This is a genomic window from Burkholderia sp. AU33803 (assembly GCF_002223095.1).
GTDB lineage: Bacteria > Pseudomonadota > Gammaproteobacteria > Burkholderiales > Burkholderiaceae > Burkholderia.
Window position 1 is genome coordinate 685,818 of the sequence record NZ_NKFJ01000008.1, and the last position, 15,467, is coordinate 701,284.

Sequence of the window (15,467 nt, forward strand, 5' to 3'; positions counted from 1 at the left end):
CGACGAGCGCCGGAAACCGACGGTGAACGAACGGTCAGGCCCGCAGCCAGGGCAGTTGCGCGGCGCTGTAGCGGAACGTCTGGAATACGCTGTTGAGCTGCCCGGGGCCGGTCTTGCGCGCGGCTTCATCCGGGTATTCGGCGAACCACGGAATCACGTATTCCCAGACGACCTCGCCGGCGGGCGTCACTTCGAACAGCCGGCCCGTCGACGATTCGGTGATGTGCGTGTTGCCGTTCGGCAAGCGTTGCGCGTTGCCCATGAACGGCGTGTAGAACAGGTTCACGACATCATCCGCATACGACCACACGACGCGCTGCGTCGCCGGATCGATCTCGACGACGCGCGAGAACACGACGTGCGCGCCGTGGCGGAAATTGCCGTTGTCGAACGCGAGGATGTTGCCGTTCGGAAGCGGCACCGGCGCATGCTGGTGGGAAACGACGTCGGGCCCGATCCGCAGGTCGACGCGGCCGGTCGAGCGATTCACGCCGATGATGCCCGAGGTCGTGCGCAGGCTCATCAGCACGCGGCCGTTCGCATCGACCGCGAGGCCGTTGACGAGCGGCCAGTGATAGCGCCCGAAACCGGCCGCGATCGGGAAATCCTCGGGCCGCAGATGGTCGCGCGCATGCCATTCCCAGACGATCTGCCCGGCCCGGTTCACTTCGCGGATCACGTCCGCATACATCACCTCGTCGTCGCCGTGCGGCGTGCCGCCCGGCACGCGCCTCGCGAACGCGGCGTCGACCGGCTCGCACGCGGCGTAGAGCAGATTGCCGTTCGGCAGCCACTGCGCATCGTGGTGGTGCGCGGGATCCTCGTAACGCCAGACGGTTTCGCCTTGCGGCGTGACTTCGTAGAAGTCGCCGCCATGCCACATCGACCACGGCGCATAGCGCGATTCGGATTGCGGATGGTTGCCGTTGTAGCCGAGGTTGCCGTTCGGGAGGATCACCGCATGGCGGCCGGGGCGCACGGGCATCTTCCACTGATGCACGACTTCGCCGTCGATGCCGACGAGATAGACGTTCCCGTCGGCCGTCTGCGGCGCGATGAGCGTATAGCCGCCCGCGGACAGGGCGGGATCGTGGGCGATGAGGCCGATGCCACGGCGGCGCTGGGTAATCTGGTCGACGGTTGTCACTGCAGTCTCCATTCGAATCGGATGCGGGGATGCAGCGGAATCTAGACGATCCGGACAGTCAGTAAAACTGGATTATTCTTGACGCCCTGTTCGGAAAAATCTAACGGACCTTTCATGCGTTCGATATCGCAGACATTCCGCTGTTTCGACGAGGTCGCGAGGCGCGGCTCGATTCGCAAGGCGGCCGACGCGCTGTACCTGACCGCCGCGGCGGTGCACCAGCAGATCCGCAATCTTGAGGACCAGGTCGGCGTGCCGCTGTTCGACCGGCTGCCGCGCGGCATGCAGTTGACGCTCGCCGGCGAGATCGTGATCGCGGCCGTGCGGCGCGGCCAGCGCGACTTCGACAACGCGCTCACGCAAGTCGAGGACCTGCGTGCGCTGCGTCGCGGGCACGTGAACCTGGCAGTGCCCGCATCCACCGCGGAAAGGCTCGTGCCCGACGCGATCCTCGCTGCGATGCGGCGCTATCCGGGCGTCACGTACAGCGTGCGTTCGGGAAACGGCGAGAGCATCGTGCGCTGGGTCGAGACAGGCGAGGCCGATATTGGCTATGCGCTGCGCCGGCGCACGGCGGCGGGCGTCGTCGAGGTGCGCGCATTCGCTCAGCCGCTGGGTGTCGTCACGGCGCCCGGCCACCCACTTGCGGCGGCCGGCGGCAAGGTGCGGCTGCGCGACTGTTTCGCGCATCCGCTGATCCTGATGACGCCCGACACGGAACTGCGCGCAATGTTCGACCAGATCGATGCGCGGCAGCCGCGCAACGTGCGGCCGCTGATCGAGACGGGCTCGGTACCGATGGTGCGGCGCCTCGCGGCCGAAGGCGCGGGTGTCGGCTTCCTGATCGCCGAGAACGTCGCGGACGACGTGGCCGCCGGCCGGCTCGCGTGGACGCCGCTTGCCGATGCGGGGGCGCGCTCGTTCAGCTGCATCTATCAGCGGGCCGACATGAGCGCGACCGTTGCGATGACGATGTTTCTCGAGTTCTTCTCCGAGGCGATCGAAGCGATGGAGAGCGGCTTCGTGCGCGACGGTGGCGCAGCCGGCAAGCGCCGTCGGGCAGCAAAGTAACGCCATCGGCCGCGCGGCGCATCGCACTGCGATGCAGTGCAGCACGCGAACCCGTGTGCGTAAGCAGTGACGTTGCGCACACAACATCCGGCCGCGCGACGCCAATCCCTTATTGCGGAAAAAATTCTGTTCGTGGGACTATCGAACGCGTTGCCGGCGCACCGAGGGGGTCGCGGGCAGCGTGATGTCCATCGCAACGACCTACGAGAACATCGGCAGACAATGAACAGAACAGCGATTTTTCCGTATGCGTCCGCGTTGCTCGCGGCCGCCCTGTTGACGGCATGCGGCGGCGACGTCGAGAACGAAGCAGGCCGCACGCCGACACCTTCCACCGATGCGAGCTGCCTCGCGGTCGACAACAGCGGCGCGACGGTCGTGGTGGGCTCGAACCAGCCGGGCGACCCGTCGCTGCCGGAAGCGTCGTCGGGCTATCGCACCGGGATGAAGCCGGTTTATGCGAAGACCTATCTGGTGGCCACGTCGAACGCGTACGCGAGCGCGGCCGGCTGCGCGGTGCTGAAGAAGGGCGGCACGGCCGCCGACGCGGCAGTCGCCGTGCAGGCCGTGCTCGGCCTGACCGTGCCCGAAGCGACGGGCCTCGGGTCCGGCGGCGTGCTGCTCTACTACGATGCGCGCGGCAAGACGCTGCAGGCGTACGACGGCCGGGAAACCGCGCCGGCGGCCGCGACGGAGAACTATCTGCGCTACGTCGATGACGCGACCGACCACTCCGCGCCGCTGCCGAACGCACGGGCGAGCGGCCGCTCGATCGGCACGGTCGGCGTGCCGAGGCTGATCGAGGCACTGCAGCAGGATCACGGCCGCTTGCCGTGGCAGAGCCTGTTCGGCGATGCGATCACGCTTGCGACCAACGGCTTCCCGATCGGTGGCCGGCTCGCCGACGCGATCGCGGCGAACGCCGCGAACCTGAAGCGCGACCCCGAGGCCGCCGCGTATTTCCTGAACGCCGACGGCTCGCCGAAGACGCTCGGCACCGTGCTGAAGAATCCCGCGTATGCGCGCACGCTGACGCTGATGGCGCAGTCGGGTGCGAACGCGCTGTACACGGGGCAGATCGCGCAGGACATCGTTGCGAAGATCGCGACGACGAAGGGCGCGGACGGGTCGACGCTCACGCCGGGCAAGACGACCGTCGCCGACCTCGCCGCGTACCAGGCGAAGCGCCGCGATCCGGTGTGCACGACCTATCGCAGCTACTGGGTGTGCGGGATGCCGCCGCCGTCGTCGGGCGGCATCGCGGTCGCGTCGGCGCTCGGCATTCTCGAGAATTACGATCTGAAGTCGCTGAAGCCCACGGCGATCGATCTCGAAGGCGGCAAGCCGACCGTCGCGGGCGTGCACCTCATCACCGAGGCGGAACGGCTTGCGTATGCCGACCGCGACAAGTACGTGGCCGATACCGATTTCGTGCCGCTGCCGGGCGGCACGTGGAACACGCTGCTGAACAAGCCGTACCTGAAATCGCGCGCGGCGCTGATCGATCCGGCCAAGAGCATGGGCACCGCACAGCCCGGCAATCTGGGCGCGGTGCCGCTTGGTGTCGACACGACGCTGATCGAGCACGGTACGAACCAGTTCACGATCGTCGACGGCGACGGTAACGTGCTGAGCGCGACGACGACGGTCGAGTCGAGCATGGGTTCGTTCCACATGACCAACGGCTTCCTGCTGAACAACCAGCTGACCGATTTTTCCGCGAATCCGGTCGATAGCGCGGGCAATCCGGTGGCCAACCGCCTGCAGCCGGGCAAGCGGCCGCGCAGTTCGATGGCGCCGACGATCGTGTTCGGGCAGGCCGCGGACGGTTCGCGTGGCGATTTCGTGATGGCGACCGGTTCGCCGGGCGGCGGCACGATTCCGCAATATGTGGTCAAGACGCTCGTCGGCGCGCTCGACTGGGGGCTCGATGCGCAGCAGTCGGCGGGGCTCGTCGACTTCGGTGCGAGCAACAGCCCGACGACCACGATCGGCGGCGAGCACCCGAACGTCAACACGGCGAACAACGGGGCGAACGATCCGCTGATCACGGGGCTGCTCGCGCTCGGGCACAAGGTATCGACCTCCGCGCAGGCGAGCGGCGTCAACACCGTGATGCGCGTGACGGTCGGCCAGTCGCCCGCATTGCTGGGCGGCACCGATCCGCGGCGTGAAGGCGTCGTGCTCGGCGATACGTTCCGGCCGTAACCGGCCAGGACGCGCGGCCCCGAACTGCCTGCATGCAGCAGCGGGCGGTCGGGGCCGCGCATCGCGAAGGCGTCGCAATGACGAACACGCATCTGCTTGAAATGGACGCCATCCTGTCGACGCCGGGCTTTTTCGATTTCCTCGGCGACCTGGATTGCGATCGCGCGCTGGACAGCCGCGATGCCGAGCCGTTCGACGCGCTGTGGATGGCGTCGTTCGATGAAGTCGATGCCGATCCAGGCACGGCGGTCGACCGGCTGGCGGTGAGCGCGCCGAGGGAAAAGGCGTTCAAGCTCGCGCTCGGCGCAGCGGGGAACGCCGGTGTGGCGGCATGCGTATCCGACGATATCGAACTCATCGCGAGGAACTGGTTGTCGGGCCGCACCGATGGCTGGGCGATACACGTTCTTTGGAATGCTTATCGAAGCGGCCGGTTTCCCTGTTAGCCGTTTCGCCTGCCTGGTTTCCCGATCGGCTGCGGCATGCGCCCCGCGGCACGCCTCCAGGTTCACTTGATCCACTGCTCAATTTCGCCGCAAGCCCCCGATTGTCAAACTATGTGAGGCAATCGTCAGCATTTGCAACGGAAGTAACAGTCCCCGCAAATCAGTCGTTTTGCGCGTCGGCGCCGCTACATTAGCTCCACCTGCCGCACGTCGCGGCAAGGCATGCGACAAGCCGCACGAAGGCGGCCCGCAGCAACAACGTCTTTGGGGAGAATGACCATGAACAAGATTCGTACGATTCTGGTGGGTGCTGCACTGACCGCGATGGCGACTTCGGCTGCGTTCGCACAGACGGCCCAGACCGGCGCCCAGGGTTCCGCAGGCGTCGGCGCGCAGGTTCAGACGCCGCTGCTCGGTGGCGGCGTGGGCGTGCAGGGTGGCGCCGGCGCGAATGCGGCGGGCTCGGGTTCGGGCGCGGGCAACGCCGTTGGCGGCGCGCTTGGCGGCGTCGGCAAGACGGTCGGCGGCGTGGGCTCGGCAGCCGGCGACGCGGTTGGCGGTGCGACGCATGCGGTCGGTTCGGCAGCGGGCACCGCGAAGGATGCCGCCGCATCGGCTGTCCACTCGACGAAATCGCACGTGAAGCACGTCGCGGGCACGGCAAAGAGCCATGCGCAAGGTGCGATGTCGACAGCAGGTGACGTCGCAGGCGGCGCGAAGGCGAAGGCCGGCGAGGCGCTCGACGGCGCGACGAACTCGGTGCAGGGTGGCGCATCGGTCGGCGTGAAGGGTTCGGCGTCGGCGCAAGGCGGCGCGCTGTAAGCGTCACGCTTCCCGACACGGCCCGGCCCGCTTCGATGCGGGCCGGGCCTTTTTATTGGCGCGCGCGGCGCGCCGTTCATCCCGTCCTCGATACCGGGATGCGTCGGCGTTTGCCACCCATCCGGCGACGCGACAGGCCTGCCCGCCTGCCGGCACGGACCGGCAACGTGCGGCGTGTGCACCCCCTGCCCATCGCCCGCCGGCCATGCTTAAATAGCGAGGCTCCCGGTTGCCGGGCCGCCGCGATCGCGGCGCCGTCGGACACGGGCCAGCATGTCCGATCGACATCGTGACGACAGACGACACCAAAACGCCGTTCCGGCCAGCCCGGCGCGGCCCGATAACATTCCGAGGCATCACGTCATGACCATCCTGTTCCGTTTTCTCGCGCTCGCCTGCGCGCTCTGGCTGGCCGCCTGCGCAGGGTCGCCCCCGCCGTCCGGCAGTACCGGCGCATCCGCCGCCGCACCGGACGCCAGCGAACGCCGCGGGCTCGGCACGGCATGGGGCGAGTCGGTGCGATCCGAAACCCGTCAGGTCGATTTCGAACGCGCGGATCCGGCGAAGCCGACGGATCTTGCGTCGGTCTACTACAACGACGCGTTGCCCGGACATCCTCCCGCGTCCCAGGTTCGCCGGTTGCCGACCCGCGTCGCGCTCGCCAACGGCGACATCGCGCTGTCGTTCACGGACGAAAAAGGCGCGCCGTTGCGTCTGGCGCGCAGCGGCGGCCGCTGGCACATGGCAGGCGTCGAAGGTTCGCGCTACATGATCGTGCTGCGTAACCAGGGGCGCCGTACGTTCGAGATCGTGTCGAGCGTCGACGGGCTCGACGTGCTGTCGGGGCGGCCCGGCAGCTATACGAACGGCGGTTACGTGCTGTATCCGGGCCGCACGCTGACGATCGAGGGTTTCCGCAAGAGCCGCGACGAAGTCGCCGCGTTCCGCTTCGCGGCGGTGCCCGACAGCTATGTCGCGAATTCGAAGTATGGCGATGCCGCGAACGTCGGCGTGATCGGTGTCGCGGTGTTCGCGCAGAAGGAGAACGACGAGGAAGCGCTGCGCCGCAACGCGAATCCGTTCCCCGGCAATGACAACGGCTATGCACCGCCGCCGGTGCCGCGCGGCGAGTGACGGCACCTCGTGGATCAGCCGCGTGCGGCTGATCCTGGATCGGGGCTGTCCGAACGGCATGCAGGCGCATGCGATGAACTTCACGACCATCCCGTGCGATTGATGCGGACACGGATCATCCCGATGAAATCGATTGTGTTGAAGCTCGCGGCGCTGGCGCTGCTGGCCTCGAATGCCTCCGTTGCCGTCGCCGAAACGCCGGCGCCCGAATCGGTGCGGCTCGCCAATGGTCACGAGATCGAATGGGTGCGCCCGGGGTTGTTCGAGGTCGACGCAGCCCGCCACCGGAAATCGGCACTGATCGTGCCGGCCGCGCTTCGCCATGCATTGCGCGATGCATCGAGTGTTGCGTTTCCGTCGGACCGTCCGAAGCGGATCGACGGCAAGGACTATCTGCTGGTCGTCATCAACCGCTCGTCGAGCAGCCGCCCGACAGGATATTGCGGCGCGGGCGAAGAAGGGGTGCTGTACGTGCTGGAACTGCACGGCGCCCATGCCTTGCCGCGTTTCTCGCTACCGGTTCAAAGCTGCCTCGACACCGTTTCGCTCGACACCGACGGTGGCGCGCAATCGCCCTACCTGGCGATCGCGTGGCGCGACGACCCGGTCGGCATCGACATCCGGTGGGAATTTCTTTCTCACGGCGATGCAACGCATCGCGTCTATCGTTTCGTGGACGGCACGTTTGTCGAGACCGAGATTCCGCAGTAACGCGGCCGGGCTGCGGCACAATGGCTGTTCGAATTCGCATCGCGTGCGCCCCCAACCATCCGGATCGACGGAGAGCCTCATGTCGTTACCCGCTTTCAGGTACCATCCCGACCCGCTGGCAACGGGCAGCGTGATCCGCTCGGACGCGCGCTGCGTGTGTTGCGGCGAGGCACGTGGTTACGTGTACGCGGGCCCCGTGTATGCGGTCGACGAGTACGAGCAATGCATCTGCCCGTGGTGCGTCGCCGACGGTTCGGCACACGCGCGGCTCGATGCGGTCTTTACCGACACGCACGGCATCGGCGGCGGCGAATGGGATGATGTACCTGACGCGGTCGTCGACGAAATCGCCTGCCGCACGCCGGGCTTCCAGGGCTGGCAGCAGGAACGGTGGTGGACGCATTGCGGCGATGGCGCGCAGTTCATTGGCCGGGCAGGTGCAGGCGAACTGACGGCGCTCGGCCCGCAGGCCGTTGCGTCGATTCGGGAATCAACCGGACTCGACGAGGGCGGCGAGTGGGAGCGCTTCTTCGCCGCACTCGACAAGGACGGCTCGCCGACCGCGTATCTGTTTCGCTGCATCCATTGCGGCGAACTCGGCGGCTACCAGGATTGCGATTGATGGCCCGGCTGGCGGCACCGCACGTCGATCGAGGGCTCCATCGTCATGAAACAAAGGAATCTTCGTGAAGTTCATCCACGCGGCAGACATACACCTTGACAGCCCGTTGCACGGCCTGAGCGCGTATCCCGACGCGCCGGCCGCGCAGTTGCGCAACGCGTCGCGCGAGGCGCTGCGGCAGCTCGTGGATCGTGCGATCGAAGAGGACGTCGCGTTCCTCGTGATCGCCGGCGACCTGTACGACGGCGACTGGAAGGACCACAACACCGGCATCTTCTTCGGTCAGCAGATGGGGCGCCTGCGCAAGGCCGGTATCCGCGCGTTCGTCCTCGGCGGCAACCACGATGCCGAAAGCGAGATGACGAAGAAGCTGACGCTGCCCGACAACGTCACCGTGTTCGGCCACCGCAAGGCGGAAACCCACACGCTGCCTGAATTCGACGTCGCGCTGCACGGGCAGAGCTTCAAGGACAAGGCTGTCGTCGACAATCTCGCGATCGGCTATCCGGACCCGGTGCCCGGTTACTACAACATCGGCGTGCTGCACACGGCGCTCGAAGGTTATGCGGCGCACGCGAACTATGCGCCGTGCACGCTGGCCGAACTTCACGCGAAAGGCTACGACTACTGGGCGCTTGGCCACGTGCACGAATTCCAGCAATGGTCGGGGCCGTCCACGGTGGTGTTTCCCGGCAACCTGCAGGGGCGCCATATCCGCGAGACGGGCCGCCGCGGCGCGGTGCTCGTGACGGTCGAGCAGGGCCGCACGCAGGTCGAGCGCCTGTATCTCGACGTGCTGCGCTGGGAAGCCGTGTCGGTCGACGCGTCCGATTGCCTTACCGTCGCCGACCTCTCGAGAAAAATCGGCCAGTCACTGGAAGCGCTGCTGACCGTCGACGGCCATGTGCCGCGCGCGGTGCGCGTGACGGTCACGGGGCGCACGCCCGCGCATGGCCTCTTTTTCGGCCGCGCGCCGCAGTTGCGCGCGGAGGTGCTGAACCAGATCGGCATCATCGGCAACGAGCGGCTGTGGCTCGAGAAGGTTCGGCTCGCGACGTCCGCGGCCGATCATCAGCCGGGCGAAAGCGAGCCGCTCGAAGCGCTGGAGGACCTGAAGCAGATCCTGGCCGACGCCGCGCGCGATCCGGATTTCCTCGAACTGCTCGAGCGCGACCTGAAGCCGTTCGTCGGCAAGGTGCGCAGCGACGTGAAGGAAGAGGTGCCGTTGTTGACGATGGCGCGCGCGGGCGAGCTGACCGCACTCGTCGAACAGGTCGGGCCCGCGTTGCTCGCGCGGCTGGCGAGGGGGGAATAAGCGATGCGGATCAACCAGCTCGATCTGATCAAGTACGGCAAGTTCACTGACGAGACGCTGCGTTTCCCGTCGGCCGGCGAGGATTTCCACGTGATCGTGGGGCCGAACGAGGCCGGCAAGTCGACGATCCGCACGGCCGTGTCGGAGTTGCTGTTCGGGATGAAGCTGCAGACACCGCTTGATTTCCTGCACAGCACGCCCGAACTGCGGATCGGCGGCGTGCTGGAGAGCGGCACGGGCGAACTCGCGTTCCATCGCGCGCGCGGGCGCAGTCCGCTGCGCACACCCGCTGACGACAAACTGCCCGACGACTTTCTGGCCGCGGTCCTTGACGGCGCCACGCGCGAATTCTTCGAACAGATGTTCGGGCTCGATCACGGGCGTCTGGTCGACGGCGGCCGGAGCATTCTCGACGCATCCGACAAACTCGGCCAGGTGCTGTTCGAATCGGCTGCCGGTGTCGGCAGTCTCGGCCCGGTGCGTGAGGAGCTCGAAGCGCGTTCGGTCGAACTCTGGGCGCCGCGCCGCAGCGGCAGCGCGTTTGCACTCGCCGAATCGGCGTTCAACGAAGCCGTGACCGAACTGAAGACGGTCCAGGTGCGCACGCGCGACTGGGTCGAACGCAAGGACGCGCGCGAAGCGGTCGAACAGCAGATCGAGCAGGCACGCGCCGAACAGCGTCGGCTCGAAGCGCTGCGCTCGAAGCTCGAACGCGTGCGACGGCTGGCACCGTACCTGAAGGAACTGACGGCCAAGGACGCCGCGCTGGCGGAACTGGGCCCGGTCGTCGAGTTGCCGCCCAGCGCGTATGCGGATCTGCTGAAGGCGCAGGGCGATCTCGCGGCCGAACAGAAGGTGCTCGAGGAACGGCGTGCCGACCTGCTTGCAAAACGGCAGGCGCGCGATGCGATCGACGCCGACGCCGACACGCTGGCGCTCGAAGCCGACATCGAAGCGCTCGACCGGCTGCGCGGCGCGTGCATGAATCACGCGCAGGATCTGCTGCTGCTCGGCGCGGATGTCGAACGGCACCTGTCCGCTGCGTTTGCAGCGGCCGCCCAGCTCGGCTGGCCGACCGACGAAGCGTCGCTGCGTGCATCGCTGCCGACCGCGTTGTCGCTGAAGACCGTTGCAAACCTGTTGCGCGAACACGGTGCGCTGCACCAGGCGCTTGCCGGCGCGCGCGAATCGCTCGACGAACGCACGCGCGAGCTTGCGCAGGTGCAGGAACAACAGGCGCGCCTGTCGACCGTCGACGTGCCGGAGGCGTTGCGTGCGGCGCTGGCCGATGCGCAGGGCTTTCGCAACAGCAGCCAGCGCGAGCAGGCGCTCGAACAGGAAATCGCCGCCGCCGAACGCACGTTGTCCGGCGCACTCGATGCGCTCGGCCAGTGGCGCATGCCGGTCGATACGCTGCGTGCGCTCGACGTGCCGTCGGCGGCGCGCCTCGGCACGCTGCTGAAGGAAGACAGCGCATGCGGGAGCGCGGTCGCTGCTGCACGCGACGCGCGGGACGGCGCACTCGAGGAGCTCGAGCGGCTCGAACTGCAGGAAAAGCACTTCGCGGAGAACCACAAGGTCGTCACGACCGCCGACGTGCTGGCGGCGCGCGCGCGACGCGACGGCGCATGGGGCGATATCCGCAGCGGCGCGGTCGAACTTGCAACGGGCGCACCTGCGGTCGACGACGCGATTCGCCTGGCGGACGAACTCGTCGACGCACAGCTCGGCGCGACGCAAGCGGCGGCGACGTTGCAGTCGCTGCGTCAGCAAGTCGAATCCGCACGTGCCGGCGTGACGCGCAGGCAGGCCGCACTGGACGAGCGCGAGCGTGAGCTCGCCGAGCATCGCGACGCATGGGCCGCGCTCGCGACGACGGCCGCGGTGCCCGGCATGCCGCTGGCGGCGATGGGCGACTGGCTGGCGAAGCGCGACACGGTGTTCGCCGCGCAGGCTGACCTCGACCGGCTGCGCCGCGAATTCGACACGATTCGCGCCGCGCGGGCGGGTGCCGAAACCACGCTGCGCACGGCACTGCGTACCGTGTCGCGAGGCGGTGAGTCGGATGGCCTGGCGGCGCTCGTCGCGATCGCCGAGACCTTCGTGCAGTCGGCCGAGAAAGCGCTTGCGCAGCAGGACAGCCTCGAGGATCGCGCGCGCGAAGCGGAACGCGGATGCGCGACGGCGCAGTCGCGCGCCGGCCACGCGCAGACGGCCTACGATGCGTGGCACGCGCAATGGCGCGACGCGCTGGCCGACGCCAAGCTGTCCGCGAGCGCGGCGACGCTGGCTGCGGCGGAGGGCGCGCTCGAACTCGCCAACACGGTGACGGCCGAACTGGCCGATGCCGATGCGCCGCGCAACCGGATCGCCGCGATCCGCGCCGAACTGGCCGCGCTCGAGGCGGGCGCGAGACGGCTTGCCGAAGCGCTCGCGCCGGAACGGCTGGTGAGCGGCGACTGGCCGGACGTCGCGCGCCGGCTGACGATGCGCCTCGCGGCCGCCCGGGAAGTCGCGCGCGCGATCGGTCGTGCCGACGACGCCGTTCGGCAGGCCGACGACAAGGTCGCGGACGCGGCCGCCGCGGTGGCCGGTGCCGATGCGCGTATCCAGCCGCTGCTGCAACTGGCCGGCGTCGCGTCGATCGACGCGGCGCTGCCGCTGGCCGAACGCTCGGATCGTCAGCGCCAGCTTCGACAGGCAGTCGATGCCGCGCACGAGGCACTGGTGCGCGATGGTGACGGCCTGTCCCGGTCTGCCGTCGAAGCGGAAGTCGCGGAGCAGGACATCGCCGACGTACCGGCACACCTCGAGGCGGTGAAACAGTCGCTCGGCGACGTCGGCAAGCGTCTGAACGAGCTTGCCCAGCAGCAGGTCGTGGCCGAGCAGGCGTTCGGTGCGATCGACGGCCAGGCGAACGCGGCCGTTGCCGAATCGAAGCGACAGGAAGCGCTGGCGGCGATGGGCGAAGCAGCCGAACAGTATCTGGAGGCAGCCACGGCGAGCCGGCTGCTGAAGTGGGCGACGGATCGCTATCGCGACCAGAAGCAGGGGCCGATGCTCAGGCGCGCGGGCGAGATTTTCGCGGGGCTCACGCTGGGCGAATTCGCGCGGCTGACCGTCGATACCGAACGGACGCCGCCCGCGCTGTATGCACGACGGACGAAGGGGGCATCGGTCGAGGTCGCCGGGTTGAGTGAAGGGACGCGCGACCAGTTGTTCCTCGCGCTGCGGATCGCGGCGCTGGAACTGCAGCTCGGCAGCCGGACCGCATTGCCGTTCGTGGCCGACGACTTGTTCATCAACTTCGACGATGCGCGCGCGAAGGCCGGCCTCGATGCGCTGCGCGATCTGTCGACGCGAACCCAGGTGCTGTTCCTGACGCACCACGACCACTTGCTGCCGCTCGTGAGAGAGGTATTCGGCGCGCGGGTCAACGTGGTCGAGCTCCAGCGCGCACCGGTGGGCGCGTGACGCAGGGCGGGCGTGAATGCCGGCGCGCGGAGAGGGTCATCGCGAACAGGTAGTATGTGCGGTTCCGAAATGCACGCGGCCGGTTCTGCCGGTCGCGGGTCAGGCCACACGAGGGGGGAATATGAAAAAGCTGGTAGCCGCCATCGCGTTCGCGGCGGACAAGCATCGCAATCAGCGGCGCAAGGACGAAGAAGCGTCGCCGTACATCAATCATCCGATCGCGCTCGCCGATGTGCTGGCCAACGAGGCCGGCGTCGAGGACGAACGTGTGATCGTCGCGGCCGTGCTGCACGACACGGTTGAGGATACGGAGACGACCGAGCAGGAACTGCTGCGACTGTTCGGCAAGGACGTGGCGGACATCGTGATGGAAGTCACCGACGACAAGTCGTTGCCGAAGGAGGAGCGCAAGCGCCTGCAGGTCGAGCATGCGGCGACCATCAGCCGACGCGCGAAGCTCGTGAAGCTGGCCGACAAGATCTGCAACCTGCGCGACATCGCGCGGCATCCCCCCGCGGACTGGCCGCTCGAGCGCAAGCAGGCGTATTTCGACTGGGCGAAGTCGGTCGTCGATCCGATGCGCGGTGTGCATCCCGGTCTCGAGGCGATCTTCGACACCGCCTACGACGCACGGCCGGCCGACTGAGGCGCCCGCATGCGATCCGCTCGAACCTTCGAATCCGCCACGTGGCAATCGCCAACCGTGGCGGGTGTCGATGTGGGTGGCGAAAAGAAGCAGTGCGATCTCGTGATCCTGCGCGGACGGACAGTCGTCTACCGCGAGGAACGGATCGCGCCCGAGGCGGTGCCTGCGCTGTGCGTCGCCCATGACGTCGTGGCCGTGGGTGTCGACGCCCCGAGCCTGTGGTGGACGGGGAGCGGGCGCCGCGCGGCCGAACAGGCGCTCGCGCGCGAACGGATCTCGTGCTTTCCGACGCCGTCGCGGGAGCAGGCGATTGCAAGCACGTCAGGCTTCTTCGACTGGATGTTCATGGGAGAGCGTGTCTACCGCGCGCTCGCGGATGCGTATCCGCTGCTGACCAGTGCCCGCTATGCGGGCGGGCGCGCGAGCTTCGAAACCTATCCTTATGCGATCACTTGCGCGATGCTGGGGAGGGCCGTCGCATCGGCGAAGCAGAAACGCAACCAGCGCCGGCAATTGCTGGAACGACTGGGCGTCGACGTGTCGACGCTGAGGTCCGTCGATGCGCGAGACGCCACCCTTTGCGCGTTGACGGCGCAATGCGTCATCGACGGGAATGCGCACGCGTATGGCGATGCGGAGGGCGGATATATCCGCGTGCCGATCGTGAGCGAGACGATCGTTCTCGACACACTGTAGTCGTGTCGCGCGGCCTGGGCGATGGGTGTAGCGAAAAGGTGAGCTTTTGCGGGAGGGTAGCGGCCCGCGCGACGGCGAAGGCTTCGGGCGGGGACTGCAGGCCGGCAAACATCGGGATGGCTGGCGCACACGACATCATGCCGGTGCGCTATGCGATCCCGAGCGGCGTCGCTCAATCCTCGAGGATGGCTTTCGGTACGCTGGACAGGTCGCAGGCGTCCGCCTGTTCGAAATAGCCTTCGGCATCGTCGATCATCACGACTGCGACGTCGATCAGTTCGTCGAGCCGTTGCAGCAGCGACTCACGCCACTCGATGTCTTCGTCGCGTTCGGGCGTCTTGTCCAGTTGCTCGATGATCGAATCGGCCGTCTGCAGGAAAGGAATCGCCTGCTGATAGTTTTCGATCGAGACCATCGCTGCGTTGCGCGCACCGACGAGTCGCTCGCGATGCTCGTCCGCCAGCTCGGATTCACCGCTGATCCGCGGCAATACATCCGAGATGCGCTGCAGAAGCGGCGGAGCCTGTTCTTCCAGGATGATCGCGCGCTTGCGCAGCGCTGCATATTCGTCGCGAAGATCGGCGTCGCCGGATTGAGAGGTGCTGTCCATCGTGGATATGAGTGCGTGGTTCGGTCGCGGCATGATACTCGACGGCACCCGATTCCCTGTCCGTTCCGCCACCGCCTATATAGAGGGACGAGCGGTATACGGCACAACAATAGAGGGTGTCCCGTGTTGTGATGCCTGCTCGATCGAACCCCAAGCCCCCGTGCGCGGTAGCGCACGGGGGCTTTTTCAAAATATTTTCACAAAGGGCTTGCGTAGACGGGGGTGGGTGCTTAGAATCACGCCTCTTTCGCGCTAACGGAAACGCGGCGCGGGAGAAGGGAAGCAGGGTTGGCGGTGTGCTGGAGTCTGGAGCGCGCCACTAGCCTGGAAGTTGAGCCCCGCGGTCGCAACGATGGTGTTAAAAAGTTGTTGACGAGCTGCGAAACACGGTTCATAATCTCGCTTCTCTGCTGCTGAAAACGCAGCGCTGCCGGGAAACACGAAGTTCCTCGCAGAATGCTCTTTAAAAATTAACAGCCGATAAGTGTGGGCGCTTGATGGAAGCGAGCTGATCCTCGGATCAGATAGCGAAAGTATCAAGAGTCTCACACTAAAGTAAGTCAGG

General features: G+C 67.2%; 13 protein-coding genes. 11 read left to right on the forward strand and 2 right to left on the reverse strand.

Annotation, left to right across the window (positions count from 1 at the left end):
- Positions 1–34: 34 nt before the first annotated feature.
- Positions 35–1,159, reverse strand: a complete 1,125-nt coding sequence (locus CFB41_RS34555) for an aryl-sulfate sulfotransferase (RefSeq protein ID WP_089459718.1) — start codon at positions 1,157–1,159, stop codon at positions 35–37.
- Positions 1,160–1,261: 102 nt separating this feature from the next.
- On the opposite strand from CFB41_RS34555, the gene CFB41_RS34560 reads away from it, so the two are divergent.
- The 11 genes from CFB41_RS34560 to CFB41_RS34610 all read left to right on the forward strand — a co-directional run bounded on the left by CFB41_RS34560 (position 1,262) and on the right by CFB41_RS34610 (position 14,292).
- Positions 1,262–2,218 (forward strand): LysR family transcriptional regulator, encoded by a 957-nt coding sequence (locus CFB41_RS34560; protein ID WP_089459719.1) that lies wholly within the window; start codon positions 1,262–1,264, stop codon positions 2,216–2,218.
- A gap of 222 nt (positions 2,219–2,440) precedes the next feature.
- Entirely contained in the window at positions 2,441–4,426 is a 1,986-nt protein-coding gene (locus tag CFB41_RS34565) for a gamma-glutamyltransferase family protein (RefSeq protein ID WP_089459720.1), read from the forward strand.
- A gap of 32 nt (positions 4,427–4,458) precedes the next feature.
- A complete protein-coding gene (locus CFB41_RS34570) occupies positions 4,459–4,872 on the forward strand; it encodes a hypothetical protein (RefSeq protein ID WP_256941359.1) in 414 nt (137 codons plus the stop codon).
- Between the two features lie 279 nt (positions 4,873–5,151).
- Entirely contained in the window at positions 5,152–5,694 is a 543-nt protein-coding gene (locus tag CFB41_RS34575; RefSeq protein WP_089459721.1) for a hypothetical protein, read from the forward strand.
- 363 nt (positions 5,695–6,057) lie between these two features.
- Positions 6,058–6,828: a hypothetical protein gene (locus CFB41_RS34580; RefSeq protein WP_089459722.1), complete on the forward strand. Its 771-nt coding sequence runs from the start codon at positions 6,058–6,060 to the stop codon at positions 6,826–6,828.
- Positions 6,829–6,837: 9 nt separating this feature from the next.
- Positions 6,838–7,539, forward strand: coding sequence for a hypothetical protein (locus CFB41_RS34585; RefSeq protein WP_179250292.1), 702 nt, complete (start codon positions 6,838–6,840; stop codon positions 7,537–7,539).
- A gap of 79 nt (positions 7,540–7,618) precedes the next feature.
- Positions 7,619–8,161 (forward strand): CbrC family protein, encoded by a 543-nt coding sequence (locus CFB41_RS34590; protein ID WP_089459724.1) that lies wholly within the window; start codon positions 7,619–7,621, stop codon positions 8,159–8,161.
- Between the two features lie 64 nt (positions 8,162–8,225).
- On the forward strand, positions 8,226–9,476 hold the full coding sequence (locus tag CFB41_RS34595; RefSeq protein ID WP_089444641.1) for a DNA repair exonuclease: 1,251 nt from the start codon (positions 8,226–8,228) through the stop codon (positions 9,474–9,476).
- 3 nt (positions 9,477–9,479) lie between these two features.
- Complete coding sequence (locus CFB41_RS34600; protein WP_089459725.1) at positions 9,480–12,950, forward strand: YhaN family protein; 3,471 nt, start codon at positions 9,480–9,482, stop codon at positions 12,948–12,950.
- Positions 12,951–13,071: 121 nt separating this feature from the next.
- A complete protein-coding gene (locus CFB41_RS34605) occupies positions 13,072–13,596 on the forward strand; it encodes an HD domain-containing protein (RefSeq protein ID WP_043185438.1) in 525 nt (174 codons plus the stop codon).
- A 9-nt stretch (positions 13,597–13,605) separates the two neighbouring features.
- Entirely contained in the window at positions 13,606–14,292 is a 687-nt protein-coding gene (locus CFB41_RS34610) for a DUF429 domain-containing protein (protein ID WP_089459726.1), read from the forward strand.
- A gap of 172 nt (positions 14,293–14,464) precedes the next feature.
- On the opposite strand, the gene CFB41_RS34615 is transcribed toward CFB41_RS34610, so the two are convergent.
- Complete coding sequence (locus CFB41_RS34615; RefSeq protein WP_089459727.1) at positions 14,465–14,935, reverse strand: ATPase; 471 nt, start codon at positions 14,933–14,935, stop codon at positions 14,465–14,467.
- Between the last annotated feature and the right edge of the window lie 532 nt (positions 14,936–15,467).